Here is a 17,408-nt window from a genome sequence, read left to right as displayed (position 1 = left end):
GATGAGACATTTTGCTGGTAGTTTTTTTGTAGTGTGAAGGATTGTCTTAAAATTCTTAGAAACATTTCTGTGAACAATTTTTTGGATAAGGAATCTCATATAGCCTTTTTTGAAAGTCTTCAAAATAAATGGAAATGATTAACCATCTGCGAGAATCAATCAAACTATTCTTACAGGTGGTCGATCACTCTATTGGACTAAAACAGCATGGCTTCTTCTATGATGCCTTTGAGCCCTATACGCAGTAGGTGATTGATCATGGTACTTTTTGAAAATCTTTGAGAAATAAGAAGGACTGCTAAAACCGCAAACTTTACTAATATAATCGACAGACCAATTTGTTGTAAAAAGAAATTCCTCGCTTTGAGAGATTCTAAATTCAACAAGATATTTTTTTAAAGGTGTTCCGACGTGCTTTACAAAAATGCTAGAAAGATAGGATCGATTAATGTTTAATCTGTTTGCAATATCGTTTACAGTTAGCTCTGTTCCATAAAAATCTTCAACGATAGCAATAGCTTTCCGAACATAATTCTCTGCAGAAAAATTATCAGAGTTGAATACTTCTTCCTTCGTATACTCCTCATTACCAATTTTTGACAAGAGAATTAAAAACAACCCATTTATATATAAGTCATTAATGGTAGTGCCTATATTGACTTCAATAATGCTTTCAAGTAAATTTTTGATTTCTTCAAATTTTTTGTTGTCTATTTCTCTAGTGAGTGTCGGGTAGCTTAATCCCAATCTACTCATGAAGTGACTAGCCAAGCCTCCATGAAATCCTACCCACGAATAGGTCCAAGGATCAACTTCATCCGCTTGATAAAAAATCATTTGATCCGGTTCAACAAGAAAAAGCTGACCAGCTTCAATCAAATATTCTGTCCTATTTACAATTAACTTTCCCTTTCCAGAAAGAACAAAATGTAAAAGATAATAGGGTCTTGAACCAGGACCGTATGAATGAAGTGCTAGACACTCTGAATGGCCACAGAACCTTATTTTTAGATCATTCCAAGCAGAGTCACGATAGAGATTTAAATTTTCTATTTCCATTTAACAAACCTCCCAAGTGTAAAATTTAACCAACAAAAGTTATAGAGTAGCCAACAAATATAGCTAACGATATGAGACAAGTCTATTATATTATATAGTCATTAGCAATACATGATTTGAAATAGTCTTGCAAATAATGGTTTTGCTGCGCTTACAAAAAAAATATTTTGATCGATGTTTTATATGCATGTTATTTTAATGGTATTATCGTGATGGAGGGAGAAAACAAAAGTGTTAGTCTGTGATAGAGTTGAAAACCAGATCTTGTGAACAGTATCTTATAGCCAACAAATAAGATTTTCCTTAAAAAATGAAAAGGTTTGCTGAATGAGACTGATACTCTATGTTTCAATTCATGACTATATTTTTTAGAAAGACAAAGGTTTTAGAATAGTTAAACGATATCAATTGATTACAAAATCAACGATATATAGATTATATTTTCGAAAGGATGAGAAATTTGAGGAATTTTGCAAAAACGCCACCAAAGGGATGGAATAGTTGGGATGTATATGGCGCATCAGTTACTGAAGAGGAAGTACGCCGCAATGCAGTTGTAATGGCGACTAAATTAAAACAACATGGATGGGATTATGTAGTAGTAGATATTCAATGGTATGAACCAGGTGCTGATTCTGCTGCATATCATGTGTTTGCGCCATTAAACATTGACGAATTTAGCCGAGTAATGCCTGCTGAAAATCGTTTCCCTAGTGTTAAAGATGGAAACGGATTCAAATCTTTAGGTGATTATATCCATAGTTTAGGATTGAAATTTGGAATTCATATTTTGAGAGGGATACCTCGTGAAGCTGTCCATAAACGGATGAATATTAAAGGGTCAGATAAAACAGCCGATCAAATCGCAGTTAATAGCATTTGTCCTTGGAACTCGGATATGTATGGTGTAGATGTAAGTATGCCTGAAGGACAGCTTTATTATGATTCACTACTAGAAATGTATGCGGAATGGGGAGTTGACTTTATCAAAGTGGATGATATTGCTTACTCTACTATCTATCGTGAAGCACACCTTGCCGAAATTACCGCTATCAGAAAAGCCATTGATAAAACTGGAAGAGAAATTGTTTTATCCTTATCGCCAGGACCAGCACGTTTGCAAGACGGGAGTTTCTTACAAGAAAATGCAAATATGTGGCGACTAACAGACGATTTCTGGGATGATTGGGAATTATTATATGATATGTTTGATCGCTGTAATTATTGGTCACCGTTCATCAAACCAGGAAATTGGCCGGATTGTGACATGCTGCCTTTAGGACACATTGGTATTCGGTCTGGAGAACGAGGAATGCCAGATCGAATGACAAATTTCACGAAGCCAGAGCAAAAAACCATGATTACATTATGGTCAATATTCCAATCGCCATTGATGTTTGGTGGAGAATTGGCAGACTTGGATGAATGGACATTGGGACTTTTAACAAATGAAGAAATTAATGCTATGCACACAACACTCAACAAGCAGAAGCAAGAATTTAGAAATGAAGAATGGATCGTTTGGTCTGGAGAAAATGATCAAAACAACTATATAGCTATTTTCAATGTTTCAAACACCGATCAGGCTATCCCTTTGGACTTGATGAACGAATATATTTCGATGGATCAAGCAATTGAATTATGGTCAGGAGATACGAAAGAAATGTTTGATAACAAACTTGAGAGTCACGGCTGTGCAATCTTTAAACTGTAATTAGGTCTAAAAAAAAGCTAGTCGTATACACATACTAATTTACGTTGGAAGGTTAGTTTTTTCAGATTAACTAACCTTCCTGAATAATATGCTGGCTACTGATATCAATAAAAAGACATTATTCATTTTGTGTTTATCAATAGACGAAGAAAGGTTTTGAATATAATGGATACAATAGGTAAAAGCCTAAGTATTAAGGAAAAAATGGCTTATGGGTGTGGGGATGCGGCGAGTAATATCATTTGGGCTTCAATGGGTGCTTTCATGATGTTCTACTATACTGATGTTGTAAACATCAGTGCAGCAACCATTGGTACTATCTTTTTAATCTCTCGAGTGATTAATGCGATTGTAGCACTGACAACAGGTTGGCTAATTGATAATACAAAATCAAAATATGGTAAAGCAAGACCATGGTTATTATGGTTTGCAGTACCATTTGCAATTGTTACTTTTGCGATTTTCTCTGTTCCAGATGTTGCGAAACTGTATCAAATCATTTATATATTCATTGCTTACAATGCCATGATGAGTGTTTACTCGCTAATTAATATTCCTTATGGATCAATGGCAACAATGATGACGAAAGATCAGTACCAAAGAACACTGTTGAATATTTTTAGACAATTATTTGCTCAAATCGCTAGTTTGCTGGTTACAGCATTTACGTTACCGTTAGTAAAAGTTTTTAGCTCTTTTGCTGGTGAAAAAACAGCTTGGAGTATTGTTTATGGTATTTTTGGCGCTGCGGCGGGTATATTATTCATTCTTTGTTTCTTAGGGACTAAAGAGCGTATCCATGAAAACGAAGTAGTCAAGGAAGAAAAAATCAATATTGCTAAAGGAATGAAATCGGTACTGAAGAACAATTATTGGGTGATGCTAATGGTAATCTCTATCAGTATCAATATCTTTTTTCAAGCAATCAGCACTGTAAACACGTACTATTGTAAAGCTGTTTTACATAACAGCAATATGATTGGAATTTTGAACACAGCTTATATAGTTCCAGCCATTATCACATTCTTTTTTGTTCATTTAATTGTGAAGAAATTTGGTAAGGGGTATACTACAATGTTTGGTTGGATTATCATCTGTGCTAGTTATGTTGTATTATTGCCGTTTACAGAAAACCATCTAGCATTAATTATTACTTCAGGGTTACGTGGTGTAGGGTATTGTTTCTTATTGGCTGTTTCATCTGCAATGGTTAGCGATGCGGTTGAATATGGTGAATGGAAAACGCATGTACGTGTTGAAGGTTTAACTTTTAGTATGCAAGGTTTTGTTGGGACAATTGCTGCTGGTTTGGTAACGGCATTCATCGGAGGAGTACTTGATTTTAGTAAGTATGATGGAACACTTAGTTTCGGTCAAGAACAGCCAGGCTCTGCAGTTTCTGCAATCAAGATATTGTTTATTGCAATGCCATTTATCGTAGGGATTCTAAATGTTATCTTACTTAAGTTTTATAAGTTGGATAAAATGTACCCTAAAATCATTGAGGATTTAAACGTAAGGAATAGTGTAGCTACAAATTCTTAGTTGGAAATAATTTTTGCAGACAAAGTATAAATTGTTTGCAAAAAATTATCAGTTGAAAGAAAGCGCTTCAAAAGGAGGGCACTAATGAAATCAGTAACTGTTGAAGACGACCAAGAATATAAGGAAGACAAAAGGCAGCGTAAGGGCTTTAAGACATCTCTTTCAGAAAAAATCGCTTATGGTATGGGGGACGTTGCTTGTAATGTAGTCTATGCGCTGACTTCAGGGTTGTTAGTCTATTTTTATACGAATGTTATCGGTGTTCCTGCTGGGGTGGTAGGAACGATCTTACTGGTGTCGAGAATATTCGATGGTATTTCAGATTTAGCGATCGCACAATTAATGGACAAAATTAATTCGAAACATGGAAAAGCTAGGGCTTGGATTCTATGGATGTCTGTTCCTTACGCGCTAACAGCTGTTGCACTTTTTGTGGTACCGGCTAATGCGACATTAACAGTCCAAACGATCTATATTTTTATTTCTTACAATTTATGCACAACAATTGTATATACTGGATTGAATTTACCGTATTCAGCGATGGCGCCACTGATGACAAATGATGATGATGATTTGGCCAAACTCAATTTATTTAGAATGTCAATGTCACCAATCAGTAACATGATTGTGACAGCATTAACTCTTCCATTTATCAATAGGCTGGGTGGTGATCAAAAAGCTTGGATTACTGTGACAGCTGTCTACGGTGTTGTTGCATTTGGTATGTTGATTTGGACTTTTCTTGGTACCAAAGAAAGATTTCATACAACCGCAGCGGCCGAGGCCGAGGCACTTCCATTTACACAAAGGCTAAAAGCAGCCGGACAAAATAAGTATTTCATCATCATGTTTATGACTGTCATTTGTTTATCAATCTATCAAAACGTTAATGGGACAGTATCTACATACTATGCTCAATATATTTTGGGAAATGCTGAATTGATGGGCTTGATGCAAACATTCGAAAAAATTCCATGGATTTTGGGAATCATGTTTATGGCTCCGTTAATTAAACGGTTTGGTAAACGAAACTTAGTTCTTTGGGGAGCAATCTTATGTGTAGCAGCACAAGTACTAATTATATTCAGCCCTAAGAATTTGAATTTAATTCTTTTTTCTGCAGTGTTAAGAGGACTTGGCGAAGCCCCAATAAATGGGTTAACATTTACTATGATTGCTGATGTGATTAATTACGGTCATTGGAAAACGGGGATTCGTGTACATGCATTGATCTTTTCAACTTTCACAGTAGGACAAAAGTTTGGAGGAGGAATTACTGGTTGGGCTATCGGCCAACTATTAGAAGTCTCTGGTTTTACTGGTTCTGTCAGAGAAGTCCCTTCTGCAATATCTATGGTACAAAATCTGTATATTTATGGAACTATTATTGCATGGGTAGCAGTAGCTATTTGTATGCTGAAATACAATTTAGACAAAGAGTATGACAAGGTAATGTTGGATTTGGAAAAACGAGAAAGTGAGAAATTATCGGTTTAAAGTTATGTGGTTATATTTTTCATTTCAGATTTTTAATATGCAGGCCAATCATTTTATTGATAATGATTGGCTTTTTTTTGTCTGAACCAGGGATTTGTAAGGGATCTATGATTATTATTTTTTAATATTCTTTTTGCGAACTAATAGTGAAGTGAATAATGCAAAGTATAACAAGTCCAAAAAGAGATAGCGTATTGTCATACAGGCAAAAAATAATGAGGATCTTTTTAAATGTAGCTGCTAATACTAAACGAATAATTTGCTTACTCGACACATATTGCTTGTGACAACTGCTAATGAATGTACGAAAAGTAAAAATTATCAGAAGATAATCAATCGACTCGTTTCCTTAGAAAATAAGTAAAAAAGAATGTCGAACACTCCATGTTCCTTGTTTGTCGACAGCCTAAATCGAAGAGAAATTACACTCTTCGATTTTTTGCTTTGATAAGAAATCGAGCAGCTATTCAAAACTACATAACCAAATAGAAAAACTCGAGCAGTCAGCCCTATTACCAAACTTTATAAACTGCCTTAACACTTTCATGATTAATGATGAAAAAAGGCGGTCTTTTATCAAAGATGGAAATCTACTATGATAAATATAAGAGATAGTGAGAATGTCAGTTTAACATTCGAATCAAACGATTTTTTTCTCTTAAGGAAAATTATTACGTTAAGTCGAGGAGGTGAAAAAATGGAAAAAAGTATGCGACGACGAAATCAATTACTCTCCTTATTGCTTTCAGAAAGCGAATATAGAGCAACCGATTATTTTAGTGATAAGCTGGAAGTTTCAACTCGGACAATTTTGAATGATGTCAATTTTTTGAATAAGGAATTAGCCAAAAAAGAGATCGAGATCGTCAAAGTCCCTCGGCATGGAATCAAGTTAGTTGGGATTGATGGAAATATCAGCCATATCTGGGACATTTCTTTAGAAAACGAGGGAGATGTTTATGATGTTTTAGGCAGGAGAGAAGCGATTCTGCGGCAATTATTTATGCGTCCGACAGGTCAATTTCTCGAAGTGATGGAAAGGCATTTCTTTATCTCTGATTCGACACTAAAAAAAGATTTGGATTATTTACAACATTATCTGCGCCACTTTGAGGTAAAAATTTGCCAAAACAAAGGAAAAGCGTTCCTTAAAGGGCCCGAAGCCAATATCCAACAGTCTTACCAGAATTTTTTGATGACGAAATTCCCCGATACCTTGCTGGTAAACAACGATGAGTTGATCGTTCAATTAAGCAATTATTTCTCGAAGACCTTGATTCAGTTAGTCAAAGATACGTTAGAAAAATTTTCGGATATCTTTTACAGCGACATTTCAAATAAATATTTTTCAGCAATTTTTCTTACACTTTTATGTTTGCTTACTCGCGCAGAAAAGGGCTGCCACATGACGATTGAAGAGAAGAAGAAGAATGAACTGGAGGATTTGGCACTTTATACTCAATCCTATGAAATTTGTTCCTTCATTTCAGCGAAGCGTTCAATTGAGCTTTGGTATCCTGATATTTATCATTTGTCTGAAACGTTGTATGCCATGAACGTCAAGCCGTACCATAAATCAACGAAAAGTTATAACAGCTGCTACCAGGAAGTGGTAGAAGAATTGACGTCTGACTTGGGCAATTTATTAAATATCGATTTTTCTGGCGACCAAGAATTACATGATTCATTGATGAGTCATATTGTTCCGATGATTTATCGTTTGCGTCGCAACATATTGATCAAAAATCCTTTTATGGAGGAAATAAAAAATCGGTACCTACTATTATATTCCATGATGTGTTATGCCACGAGTAGTCTAGCTCAGCGCTTTTCGATTGAAATTACAGGTGATGAGATTTCTTTTTTAGTAATTTATTTTCAAGTTTCCTTGGAACGAAAGTATGGAGTGAGTTTTCGCAATATCTATGTGATTCTTTCGCGAGGATTGATCACAAGTGATTTGATTTACACGAAAATTCGTCGAATCATTCCTCATACCGACAAAGTGATTCAACTAACTACGAAAGAATTTGAGCAGGTGACATTGAATTTTCATGATGTTGTCGTTACTACGGATAATACCTTAAAAGCAAGGAACATCGTATACATCTCTCCAATGATCAAGGACGAAGAGATCAGTCGAATCGTTCATACTTACTATAAACGTTACAACGCAACCGCAAAAGAAAATTCTCACGTTCAGCACCAATGGATCAATCCAGAGCTTATTTTCCTTCAACAGCATGTGGAGAATAAGGAAAAGTGTTTGAACTTTATGATTGAAAAATATCAAGAGCTGGGAATTGCAAAAGAAAATTTTGGTGAATCCGTTTGGGTTCGAGAAAAATTAGGAGATACCAGTTTTTCTGTCAGCGTTGCCATTCCCCATGCAGATCCTAGTGAAGTCAATCAAACATCGATTGGAATCATGACGCTAGATAAGAAAATAAATTGGGGAATCAACAATGTTAATGTGATTCTGTTTTTCGCTATTTCAGATACGGACATTGATACGGCGAAGAGTAAAATCACCGGTTTGCTTGAATTTATCGAGAAGGAGGAAAATGTTGAAAAGCTGATTCAAGTAACGGATAAGCAGACTCTTTTAGAATTAGTGATGGGTGAAGGGAGTGCAATCTAGGTGGCTGACTTTTGGGATGAAATGTACTTAGATGAACATTTAGTAGATTTAGAAATAAACGAAGTAGACAATTTTTCTTCATTGGCGGCATTAGCCAATCGTCTTGAAAAAAATCAGTGTGTGAATGGAGAGTTTAGTCGAGCAATTCAGGACCGGGAAAAAGAATTTTCGACGGGCTTGCCCTTAGAAAATGTCGGGGTTGCGATTCCTCATACTGATTCGGAGTATGTTTTTAAGCAGTCGATGGCCATTGGTATTCTGAAGAATCCAGTGATGTTTGAAATGATGGGCTCACCAGAAGTCTTAGTTCCAGTAAAAATCATTTTTATGCTGGCGATCAAAGAGCCTAAGAAACAACTGGAATTTTTACAGGCATTGATCGAGATGTTTCAAAAAGATGAAAAAGTCTTAGCAATTGTTCAAGCCAAAACGGCAACGGAAGCCGTCAAAAAAATGAAGCAGAATTTAAAATGAGGACGTGGAAAAGATGAAAAACATTCTATTAGCTTGTGGTTCAGGTATTGCAACATCAACAGCAGTAAACGGAAAAATTTCAAAAATTTTGGATGAAAATGGGTATAAAGGAAAGTATAAAATTACCCAATGCAAAATTTCAGAGGCACCAAATAAAGCAGTAAATTATGATTTTTTGATTTCTACAACCGTGATACCTAAAGGCTTGGACTGTGAATCTGTTTCGGGTGTGTGCTTTTTAACGGGGGTCAATACGAAACCAACGATTGACAGAATTATTGAATTGATGGAAATGTAATCAGTAGTTAAGAATACGAGTAGAAAAGGGGAATAGTCATGGATGCTATTATCAATGTGTTTCAATTTATTCAGGGCTTGGGTGTATCCGTTGTAATGCCAATTGTGATCTTTATCATTGGTTGTGCCTTCAGAACAGGTGTGGGTCAGAGTCTTCGCGCAGGTTTGACGGTAGGGGTAGGCTTCATTGGTTTGAACTTGGTCATCAACTCGTTATTAGGAACCAGTCTTTCGCCAGCGGTGCAGGCGATGGTGGATCGTTATGGATTAAGTTTATCGACGATTGATGTGGGATGGCCGGCCTCTGCGGCGATTGCAATGGGCTCAACGGTAGGATTGATCATCATTCCATTAGGCTTGTTGGTAAATATTGTGATGCTGCTGACAAATACAACGCAAACAGTGGATGTAGATATTTGGGATTACTGGCATTTTGCTTTTACTGGTGCTTTGGTAGCCATTATCACTGATACTTTGTGGTTGGGAATTTTTGCGGCAGTTGTCAACATGGTCATCATTATGGTTTTGGGAGATGTTACCGCTTCAGAGGTGGAAAAATCGCTAGATCTGCCGGGGGTTTCACTGCCTCACGGATTTACCACCGCCTATGCTCCGATCGCGATGGTGATTAATAAATTGATCGATATGATTCCAGGCGTAAGAAATATCAATATCAACATGGATACAGTGCAAAGAAGATTCGGTGTATTTGGTGAACCAATCTTAGTAGGTACCTTTTTAGGAATAATTATCGGGATCATTGCAGGGTACGATGTGACACAAGTATTGACATTAGGAGTTTCATTAGGAGCCGTTCTGGTTTTGATCCCTAAAATGGCTGCTTTGTTGATGGAGGGTTTGATGCCGATTAGTGACGCTGCCAGCGAATTCATCCAAAATCGATTCCAAAACCGCGGAAAAATTTATATTGGCTTAGATTCTGCAGTTGGTGTAGGACATCCGGTAACATTAGCAATCTCATTTATTTTAGTCCCCTTGTTGATTTTCTTAGCAGTTGTCTTGCCAGGAAATACGGTCATGCCATTTGCTGATTTAGCTGTTATACCATGGATGTTCGTATTAATCACACCTATCGTAAAGGAAAACGGATTTAGAGGATTAATCGTCGGTTTGATTGTCTTGATTTTCGGGTTGTGGATCGCTACAGACTTAGCGCCAATGATTACGACTGCTGCGAACAACGTGAATTTCCAAATGCCAGAAGGCGCATCGCAAATTTCATCTATTTGTGACGGTGCGAATCCATTGACTTGGGCGTTGGTCCGCTTAAATGGTCTCGGCTATATTGGTACGGGAGTTGGGGCCTTTGTTGCTTTGGCAATGGCTATCTGGAACCGTAACCGAATCAAAAAAGAAGCTTCGCAGTTCCACGATGGAGGAGAAGCTGCATAATTCTTTTGTATGGAAAAGGGGAAAGAACATATGAAACGATTCGAGTATGATAAAACATTGTACTTTATCGATGTCCCTGTTACAGGAGTAGTCTCATTAATTGTTTTTCTCATCGCAGTTGGCTCAATCATCACCAATCACATACCAGAGCTAATGTTCCTAATTGGAATCGTTGCTTTTTACAGCTTTTGGAACGCACTTGTGGCAAAAGTTACGCCAAGAGAGATAAACGTTGATGGAGAAATGCTAACTTTGCGTTCATTTAACCGAGTAGATGCCTACGATTTAACCCTGTTGAAAAGCTTTAAAATTCGTGAGTTCCCAACGGCAGGAAAAATGTTTCTGCGAATGGATGGCGGCGGAGTGCTAAAAGGACGTTATTGGTTGAATACGAAAAATTATAGTGAGGGTCAAGAGCTGTTTCGATTATTACTGGATATGGAGTATGAAAAACATCCAGAGTCATTGAAAGCTCGTGCTAGAAGAGTAAATACGGAGTATATTGCTCTTGCCAAAAAAAAAGAGGCTAGATGATGTTAGAAAAAGAAAAAGCAGAAATGATCGCTGCAGGAATAAAATTGGATCGCTACGGCTTGATCTCCTTATCGGGAGGAAACGTAAGTGTACGAGTGAACCCAGAGACGTTACTAGTTACGCCTAGCGGAATGATGTACGAAGAGATGGTTCCCGAAGATGTCTTAGTAATGACTATGGATGGCAAGGTAATTGAAGGAGAACACCGTCCGAGTGTTGATACGGTCGCTATTCGCTACATTTTCCAACAGATGCCTACAGTTGACGCCGTCATTCACACCCATCAACCCTATGCTACGGGAATTGGTTTGGTGGTGGATCAGATCGATTGCGACGTTACAACACTTGCGAATACAGCAAAAGGTCCAGTAAATGTGGCTCCTTATAGTTCAGCAGCCAATATTGATATGGGTTATGCAGTGGTTGACCATATCGGAGATCAATTGGCCGTAGTGCTGAAGAATCACGGGGTCGTAACTGTGGGTAAAAACCTGAAAGAAGCCTTATACGCTGCCGTATATCTAGAAGAAGCTGCTAAGACATTATATGTAGCGCACTCTTACGGAGGCGATATCGCTAAACTGAACGAAGAACAGATTCAGACTGCTGTTGAAGTATTTAAAGAGTATGGTCAAGTTAAATAGTAAGTAGTGTTAGCTTGAGATAAATGATTAAAGCCTATCTGCCGTTTTTTGGCAGATGGGTATTTTTGTGTTTGTAGAGGAAGAGAGGACGGATTTGTTGCGGGGGATTTAAGCACATAAAGAGGTTGCTGATGTTTGGTCATTTCCTAATACATTAAAGTAGTGATCCATTTTTTATCTGATACTCGTTAACGATTTTTTAATTAAAACATTTCCCTTCCCAAAAATAAACTAAAAGAATACACGAAGAACTACCAACCAAATGCGGTTATTACACTACACTTTACAATTCACAATTTGATGAGTTCGCTGGATAGGCGTTCTGATTTTCTACAGATAAGTTGTAGGAAAATGAGGTTCTGCTGAAGCTGAATGATTTATCTAGCACAGCAATAATCCACACTTTTAATTGTCCAGATATTATATTTTTTGTTTAGATTTCAAAAAACTCCTCCATAAACAGAGGGCATAATCGTAAATTGAATTATCAAACGTCTGCCAATTAGAAATGTTGCTGAAACAAAGATTAGCCAAGTATCTTTACATATATAAAGGACTCGGTCAAACGTTCGATAAGAAGTTTGAGAGTAATTTCATAGAGCTAATGAATAGTACTTTGTCACTTTGTGGTGACAAAGTATGTAATGCGATGTATTTGTAAGCGTTATACAATGTGCTTAACAACACGAGGAGGATATATATGAGTGGGATTATTGATAAGAGAACAATATTTTTAGACAGTATTTTTGCCGATAAGCAAAGTTTACTACAAGATATTGCAGACACTGCAGTTGAACTTCAAATTACTGATCAAGCATCAGAGATTTTTAAGGAACTAAATGATCGAGAAAATACACTGTCTACTTCAGTGGGAAAGGGAATTGCAATTCCTCACTGTAAATCAAACATCGTCAAAAATTCAAAAGTATTTTTATATCGTTTGAAGGAAGAAATAGCTTGGGATGACGAAGAGAATATTAAACTAGCATTTGCTATTATAACTAATAATGATAGTTCCGATCATTTGTCCATCTTGGCGAAACTTTCTAGAAATTTGCTAAAAGATACTTTTTTGAATCAGATTAAAGAAGCAAAAACTTCCGAAGAAGTTTTTGAAAAAATCACTAGTATTTTAGATTAGGAGTGGAGATTATGAAAAAAATCGTAGCAGTTTGTGCTTGTCCAATGGGAGTTGCTCATACTTATATGGCTGCTGATGCAATCGAGGAAGCAGCAAAAAAATTAAAAATGAGTGTAAAAGTAGAAACTCAAGGAGCTGGCGGAATCGAAGATAAGCTAAAACCAGCAGATATTTCAGAGGCAGATATGATCATTTTTGCAACTGCAGTGAAAGTCAGTCAGATTGAGCGTTTTGAAGAATATGAAGAAAAAATCGTTCGCGTGACATTAAAAGAAGCTATTAATGAAAGTGAGAGGATCATCTCAGACAATATCGCAAAGGAGAATGAATAATGAATAAGCAAAAATTACAGGATTTGCAACAGCATTTAATGACAGGAATTTCATACATGATTCCTATCATCGTTCCTGCTGGAATTATCATGGGAATCGGAATTATGTTTGGTCAGCTAGCCGGTTTTGATGCTTGGGATGCGACGTTGTTAGATGGTAATGACAGTGTCCGAAAATTGGTTGGTTGGTTAACTCAAGTAGCAGGTGCGGGTATGATGGGTTTAATGTTCCCAGTATTTTCGGCATTTGTTTCTTATAGTATTTCGGATAAACCAGGTTTAGCTCCAGGGTTCATCGGAGGCTATCTAGCAAATGTTATGGGATCTGGATTTTTGGGAGCAGTGGCTGTTGGTTTGTTTGCTGGTATAGTAGTTCAGTTTTTAAATGACCATTTAAAATTTAGTCGTACCTTCAGACCAGTGAAAACGATGTTTATCATTCCCGTTTTCTCTACTATTTTTGTCATTATATGCAGCTATTTTGTCATTGGTCCAATTGGATTGATTCTGGTGGACTTGATCACAAAATTTATTAACGCAGTTGGGGAAACTGGAGAAGTGGCACTGGCTTCAGTGATTGCAGGTTCAATGGCATTTGATTTAGGCGGACCAGTAAATAAGACTGCACTGGCGCTGTCCATGCAACTGAATACTGATACAGGAGCTAATGCTTGGGTACCAGCAATGATTGGCGCAGTTATTCCAGCCATTGGAATTGGCCTGGCTACATTATTAGATAAACTAATTTTGAAGAAAGCAGTCTACAATGATCAAATGAAAACCGATGGAATTGCTTGTTTCATATTGGGTTTTATGGGAATATCAGAAGGAGCTATTCCATTTGCAATCAAAGATCCGTTGTTTATGATGCCCTTAAATGTTATCGCATCTGCTACTGGCGGCGCATTGGCAGCCCTTTTTGGAACGAAAGCTGTAACAGGTGTGCCTGCGGCCATTTGGGGTTGGCCGTTAGCAACGAATCCATTAGGTTGGGTAGTTGCAGTAACGGTGGGATCTATGATAGTTTGTGCAGGTGCTTTGATTAGAGGCAGCCAACTAGCAAGAAGGAAAGAGAAAGAAAAAGAAGCAGTGGTTTAACCAAGATGGACTGAATTCTGGGAAAAGAGGGTAAGGATGAATCAAACATTGAATAGAATAATAGACCTTCTCCTGCAAAGCAATCAACCAGTATCCAGTGCTCGGTTAGCCGAAAGCGTAGGAGTCAGTCAACGAACTATCAAACGATATATGAAAGAAATTCCCGATTCTCTTCTGGATGTTTCATTTAATATTCAATCAGATAAAAATGGTTATCAATTAAATATTGGACAGGCTGATCGGATAAAATTATCAGAACGTTTAGTAAATACAGATGAAACACAAGATCGAATCGAAGAAGAAGCGAATCTATTCATGTATTTAGTTTTAAAAGGAGAAGCAACGATCGATAATATGGCAGATCACTTCTTTTATTCCAAAAATACCATAGTTAAAAAAATAGAATTATTGAGACAAGAGCTTTCTGAATATAAAATTGAAATAACTCGTTCAAACAGAGGGCTGGTATTAGCAGGTAGTGAGTCAAATATCCGTAGAGCGATCTTGATTTTCTTAAGATTGGAAGATCCAGAATGTCAGCAGTTAATTGACGACTATTTCCAGGAGAAAGATTTCACAGGGCAAATCTATCAGTTATTAATTGATGAATTGATTGCCGCTGATATCTCATTCTCTCAAGAACAAATACACTTGATTTTTAGAAATATTCTAATTGCTTTGATTAGAATCCCTTTCGTTAGTGAAGAACAATATCAAGAAGAGGATGTTCTGATCTATAAAAACTATATTGTCGTAATGAATCTGGATCGTAAAATCCAAGAAAAATTTAAACTGCATCCGAACCAATCAGATTTATTTTATTTGTCTGTCTTATTTGGAAATATCATGTTTACAGAAGAAAAAGAACGCGAAATACGCATGTCATTTTTTTATGCTTTAGAAAAATTGGATAAGCAATACAATGAAGTTTTTTTGGATAATAGTCGGATTACAAACAATCTATGGAAACATGTGATGATCAGTATACAACATCTTACTTTTGGTATATTTCTTCAAAATCCTTTAAAAGATATGATCAAGAAAAAATATTTTTTGGCATATGAATATGCTACATTTTTTTCGAATGAATTGTCTAAGCTTTTGAAGATCACTTTTTCCGATGAAGAAATTAGTTACTTTGCTCTCCATTTTCAAACATATCTTGAGGAGATGAAGGAAGAAGAAGTTTATCGAGCGATCGTTGTTTGTGAAAATGGTGTGGGGACGTCTTCTCTTGTAAGAATGCAGTTGGAAGCAAGATTTTATAACTTGAAAATAAAAAAAGTAATTCCAAGGTATCTTGCAGAACAACAGAATTACGAGGATATTGATTTTATTATTTCTACTCACCATCTGGACGCTGTTTTGCCGAAGGAAGTTATTTATGTAAATGCAGTTCTGACCGACCAAGATTTTAAAACAATCAATAACTTCTTGCGTTCATCCATGAGTACCAGCTATTTAAAATCACTTTTTCATGAAGAACTGTTTTTCAGTCATGCCAAGCTGAAAAATCGTGGAGACGTCCTTGGTTTTATCAGTGATATCTTGATCGAAAAAAATCTGTTGAAAGAAAACGAAAGAGATCAGATTATTGAAAGAGAGAATTATGCAGCGACAGACATTCTTCCAGGAGTGGCAATCCCGCATTATGTAACGAAAGAAAAAACCTTTTTTTTCTTTGTAAAATTAGAGCAACCAATTCTGTGGTCAACAGAAAACGTTTCTTATATTCTTTTTGGAGGTATAAATGTTCAAGAAAGAGAAAGCAAAAAAATCTTTCCTTACTTGGTTAAAAAATTTCAAAAAGAAGAGTTTAGAAAACGCATAGATCAAATGGACTCTTTTGAGGAGCTACTACAAATTTTAAATGAAGGATAGATGCAATTATGTTAAACATTGGCTATATTGGATTTGGAAAAAGTGCCACTAGGTACCACATTCCCTATTTGTTAACACGCAAGGATAAAATCAGAGTCAAAAAAATTTATTCGCCTATAGTGAATAAAGAACTGATCGAACCATTAGGATTAGAAAGGACTAGGTTTTGCGAAACATTGGAGGAGTTATTGACAAGTACAGATGTTGAAATGATTACTATTTGTACCCCACCCACCACTCACTATGAACTAGCGATGAAAGTATTAAAATCAGGCAAGCATGTGTTAGTCGAGAAACCTTTTTGTGCAACGGTAGCAGAAGCAGAAGAAATTTTTACTTATGCCAAAGAACATAAGTTGATTGCGATGCCTTATCAGAATCGACGGTATGATAGTGAAATGATTGCTGCTAGAGAGGTGATCGAATCGGGTGTACTGGGTGATATATTTGAAGTTGAATTTCATTTTGATCGCTATCGTCCAGAAGACGAACGCCCAGAAGGAACTGTTTATGACGGTGAATTTTATGGGTTGGGCATTCATCTGTTAGATAAAGGAATCTCTTTATTCGGTATTCCTGACAAAGTATTTTATGACATTCGCACACTTCGCAAAAAAGAGAACCCAGACGATACCTTTGAGATGCAACTTTTTTATCCAGATCGGAAAATTATTCTAAAAGTGAATCAACTGATTGCTGCTGAGTATCCTTCATTGAGAATGAATGGAAAACTGGGAAGCTTTGTTAAATATGGAATGGATATGCAGGAGACGTACCTAAAAGAGACTATTATGCCTGATCAAGAAGGATTTGGTGAGGATAAAAATCAGATCATCTTGTCTATCGCTCACGGAGAAGAGATAGAAATTCAAGAAAAGTCAACGCCAATTGGTGATTATGGTAAGGTTTACGATGCAATGTATGAATCAATCAAAAATGGTCAGGAGAAGCTAGTCAGTGATGAAGAAGCACTGACAAATATGCGTATCCTTTCAGCAGGAATAGAAGCAGCTACGCCTCGTTTGGTTGAGTTATAAAAGAAACAGATTTTGAGAGTGATTAGCAAGATAAAATAAGAGCAGAAGAGAAATCATTATCGATTTTCCTTCTGCTTTTTACATGATGAGCTTAGGGCATCA

15 protein-coding genes are annotated in these 17,408 nt (G+C 36.6%); 14 read left to right on the top strand and 1 reads right to left on the bottom strand.

Translation table 11 applies throughout. The features are described from left to right. Nucleotides 1-189 precede the first annotated feature (189 nt). Nucleotides 190-1,059 carry an AraC family transcriptional regulator gene (locus IGI49_RS11985; RefSeq protein WP_429964657.1) on the bottom strand — a complete coding sequence of 290 codons (870 nt, stop codon included), beginning with the start codon at nucleotides 1,057-1,059 and terminating at the stop codon, nucleotides 190-192. Between the two features lie 451 nt (nucleotides 1,060-1,510). Here IGI49_RS11985 and IGI49_RS11980 point away from each other — a divergent pair, with 451 nt between their 5' ends. The 14 genes from IGI49_RS11980 to IGI49_RS11915 all read left to right on the top strand — a co-directional run bounded on the left by IGI49_RS11980 (nucleotide 1,511) and on the right by IGI49_RS11915 (nucleotide 17,306). After that, nucleotides 1,511-2,773: a glycoside hydrolase family 27 protein gene (locus IGI49_RS11980; RefSeq protein WP_429964656.1), complete on the top strand. Its 1,263-nt coding sequence runs from the start codon at nucleotides 1,511-1,513 to the stop codon at nucleotides 2,771-2,773. Between the two features lie 165 nt (nucleotides 2,774-2,938). Next, nucleotides 2,939-4,318, top strand: coding sequence for an MFS transporter (locus tag IGI49_RS11975; RefSeq protein ID WP_429964655.1), 1,380 nt, complete (start codon nucleotides 2,939-2,941; stop codon nucleotides 4,316-4,318). 84 nt (nucleotides 4,319-4,402) lie between these two features. Next, a complete protein-coding gene (locus IGI49_RS11970; protein ID WP_429964654.1) occupies nucleotides 4,403-5,815 on the top strand; it encodes an MFS transporter in 1,413 nt (470 codons plus the stop codon). 697 nt (nucleotides 5,816-6,512) lie between these two features. Then, complete coding sequence (locus IGI49_RS11965; RefSeq protein ID WP_429964653.1) at nucleotides 6,513-8,456, top strand: BglG family transcription antiterminator; 1,944 nt, start codon at nucleotides 6,513-6,515, stop codon at nucleotides 8,454-8,456. Further along, nucleotides 8,457-8,930 carry a PTS sugar transporter subunit IIA gene (locus tag IGI49_RS11960; RefSeq protein ID WP_429964652.1) on the top strand — a complete coding sequence of 158 codons (474 nt, stop codon included), beginning with the start codon at nucleotides 8,457-8,459 and terminating at the stop codon, nucleotides 8,928-8,930. A 13-nt stretch (nucleotides 8,931-8,943) separates the two neighbouring features. Then, a complete protein-coding gene (locus tag IGI49_RS11955) occupies nucleotides 8,944-9,228 on the top strand; it encodes a PTS sugar transporter subunit IIB (RefSeq protein ID WP_429964651.1) in 285 nt (94 codons plus the stop codon). A gap of 38 nt (nucleotides 9,229-9,266) precedes the next feature. Then, a complete protein-coding gene (locus IGI49_RS11950; protein WP_429964650.1) occupies nucleotides 9,267-10,640 on the top strand; it encodes a PTS galactitol transporter subunit IIC in 1,374 nt (457 codons plus the stop codon). Between the two features lie 30 nt (nucleotides 10,641-10,670). Further along, nucleotides 10,671-11,174 (top strand): hypothetical protein, encoded by a 504-nt coding sequence (locus tag IGI49_RS11945; RefSeq protein ID WP_429964649.1) that lies wholly within the window; start codon nucleotides 10,671-10,673, stop codon nucleotides 11,172-11,174. Next, nucleotides 11,174-11,818, top strand: coding sequence for a class II aldolase/adducin family protein (locus IGI49_RS11940; protein WP_429964648.1), 645 nt, complete (start codon nucleotides 11,174-11,176; stop codon nucleotides 11,816-11,818). Before IGI49_RS11945 ends, IGI49_RS11940 begins: the two co-directional genes overlap by 1 nt. A 700-nt stretch (nucleotides 11,819-12,518) precedes the next feature. Then, nucleotides 12,519-12,959 (top strand): PTS sugar transporter subunit IIA, encoded by a 441-nt coding sequence (locus tag IGI49_RS11935; RefSeq protein WP_429964647.1) that lies wholly within the window; start codon nucleotides 12,519-12,521, stop codon nucleotides 12,957-12,959. 11 nt (nucleotides 12,960-12,970) lie between these two features. Beyond that, nucleotides 12,971-13,291 carry a PTS fructose transporter subunit IIB gene (locus tag IGI49_RS11930; RefSeq protein ID WP_429964646.1) on the top strand — a complete coding sequence of 107 codons (321 nt, stop codon included), beginning with the start codon at nucleotides 12,971-12,973 and terminating at the stop codon, nucleotides 13,289-13,291. Next, entirely contained in the window at nucleotides 13,291-14,388 is a 1,098-nt protein-coding gene (locus tag IGI49_RS11925) for a PTS fructose transporter subunit IIC (RefSeq protein WP_429964645.1), read from the top strand. The genes IGI49_RS11930 and IGI49_RS11925 overlap by 1 nt, the downstream gene beginning before the upstream one ends. Nucleotides 14,389-14,424: 36 nt before the next feature. Beyond that, nucleotides 14,425-16,269 carry a BglG family transcription antiterminator gene (locus IGI49_RS11920; protein WP_429964644.1) on the top strand — a complete coding sequence of 615 codons (1,845 nt, stop codon included), beginning with the start codon at nucleotides 14,425-14,427 and terminating at the stop codon, nucleotides 16,267-16,269. Between the two features lie 8 nt (nucleotides 16,270-16,277). Further along, the gene (locus tag IGI49_RS11915) at nucleotides 16,278-17,306 is read left to right on the top strand and encodes an oxidoreductase (RefSeq protein ID WP_429964643.1); all 1,029 of its coding nucleotides are present in this window, start codon (nucleotides 16,278-16,280) and stop codon (nucleotides 17,304-17,306) included. Nucleotides 17,307-17,408 lie beyond the last annotated feature (102 nt).

This window comes from Enterococcus sp. AZ071 (assembly GCF_050499065.1).
GTDB lineage: Bacteria > Bacillota > Bacilli > Lactobacillales > Enterococcaceae > Enterococcus_A > Enterococcus_A ferrettii.
This window is presented reverse-complemented; position numbering and strand designations above follow the sequence as displayed.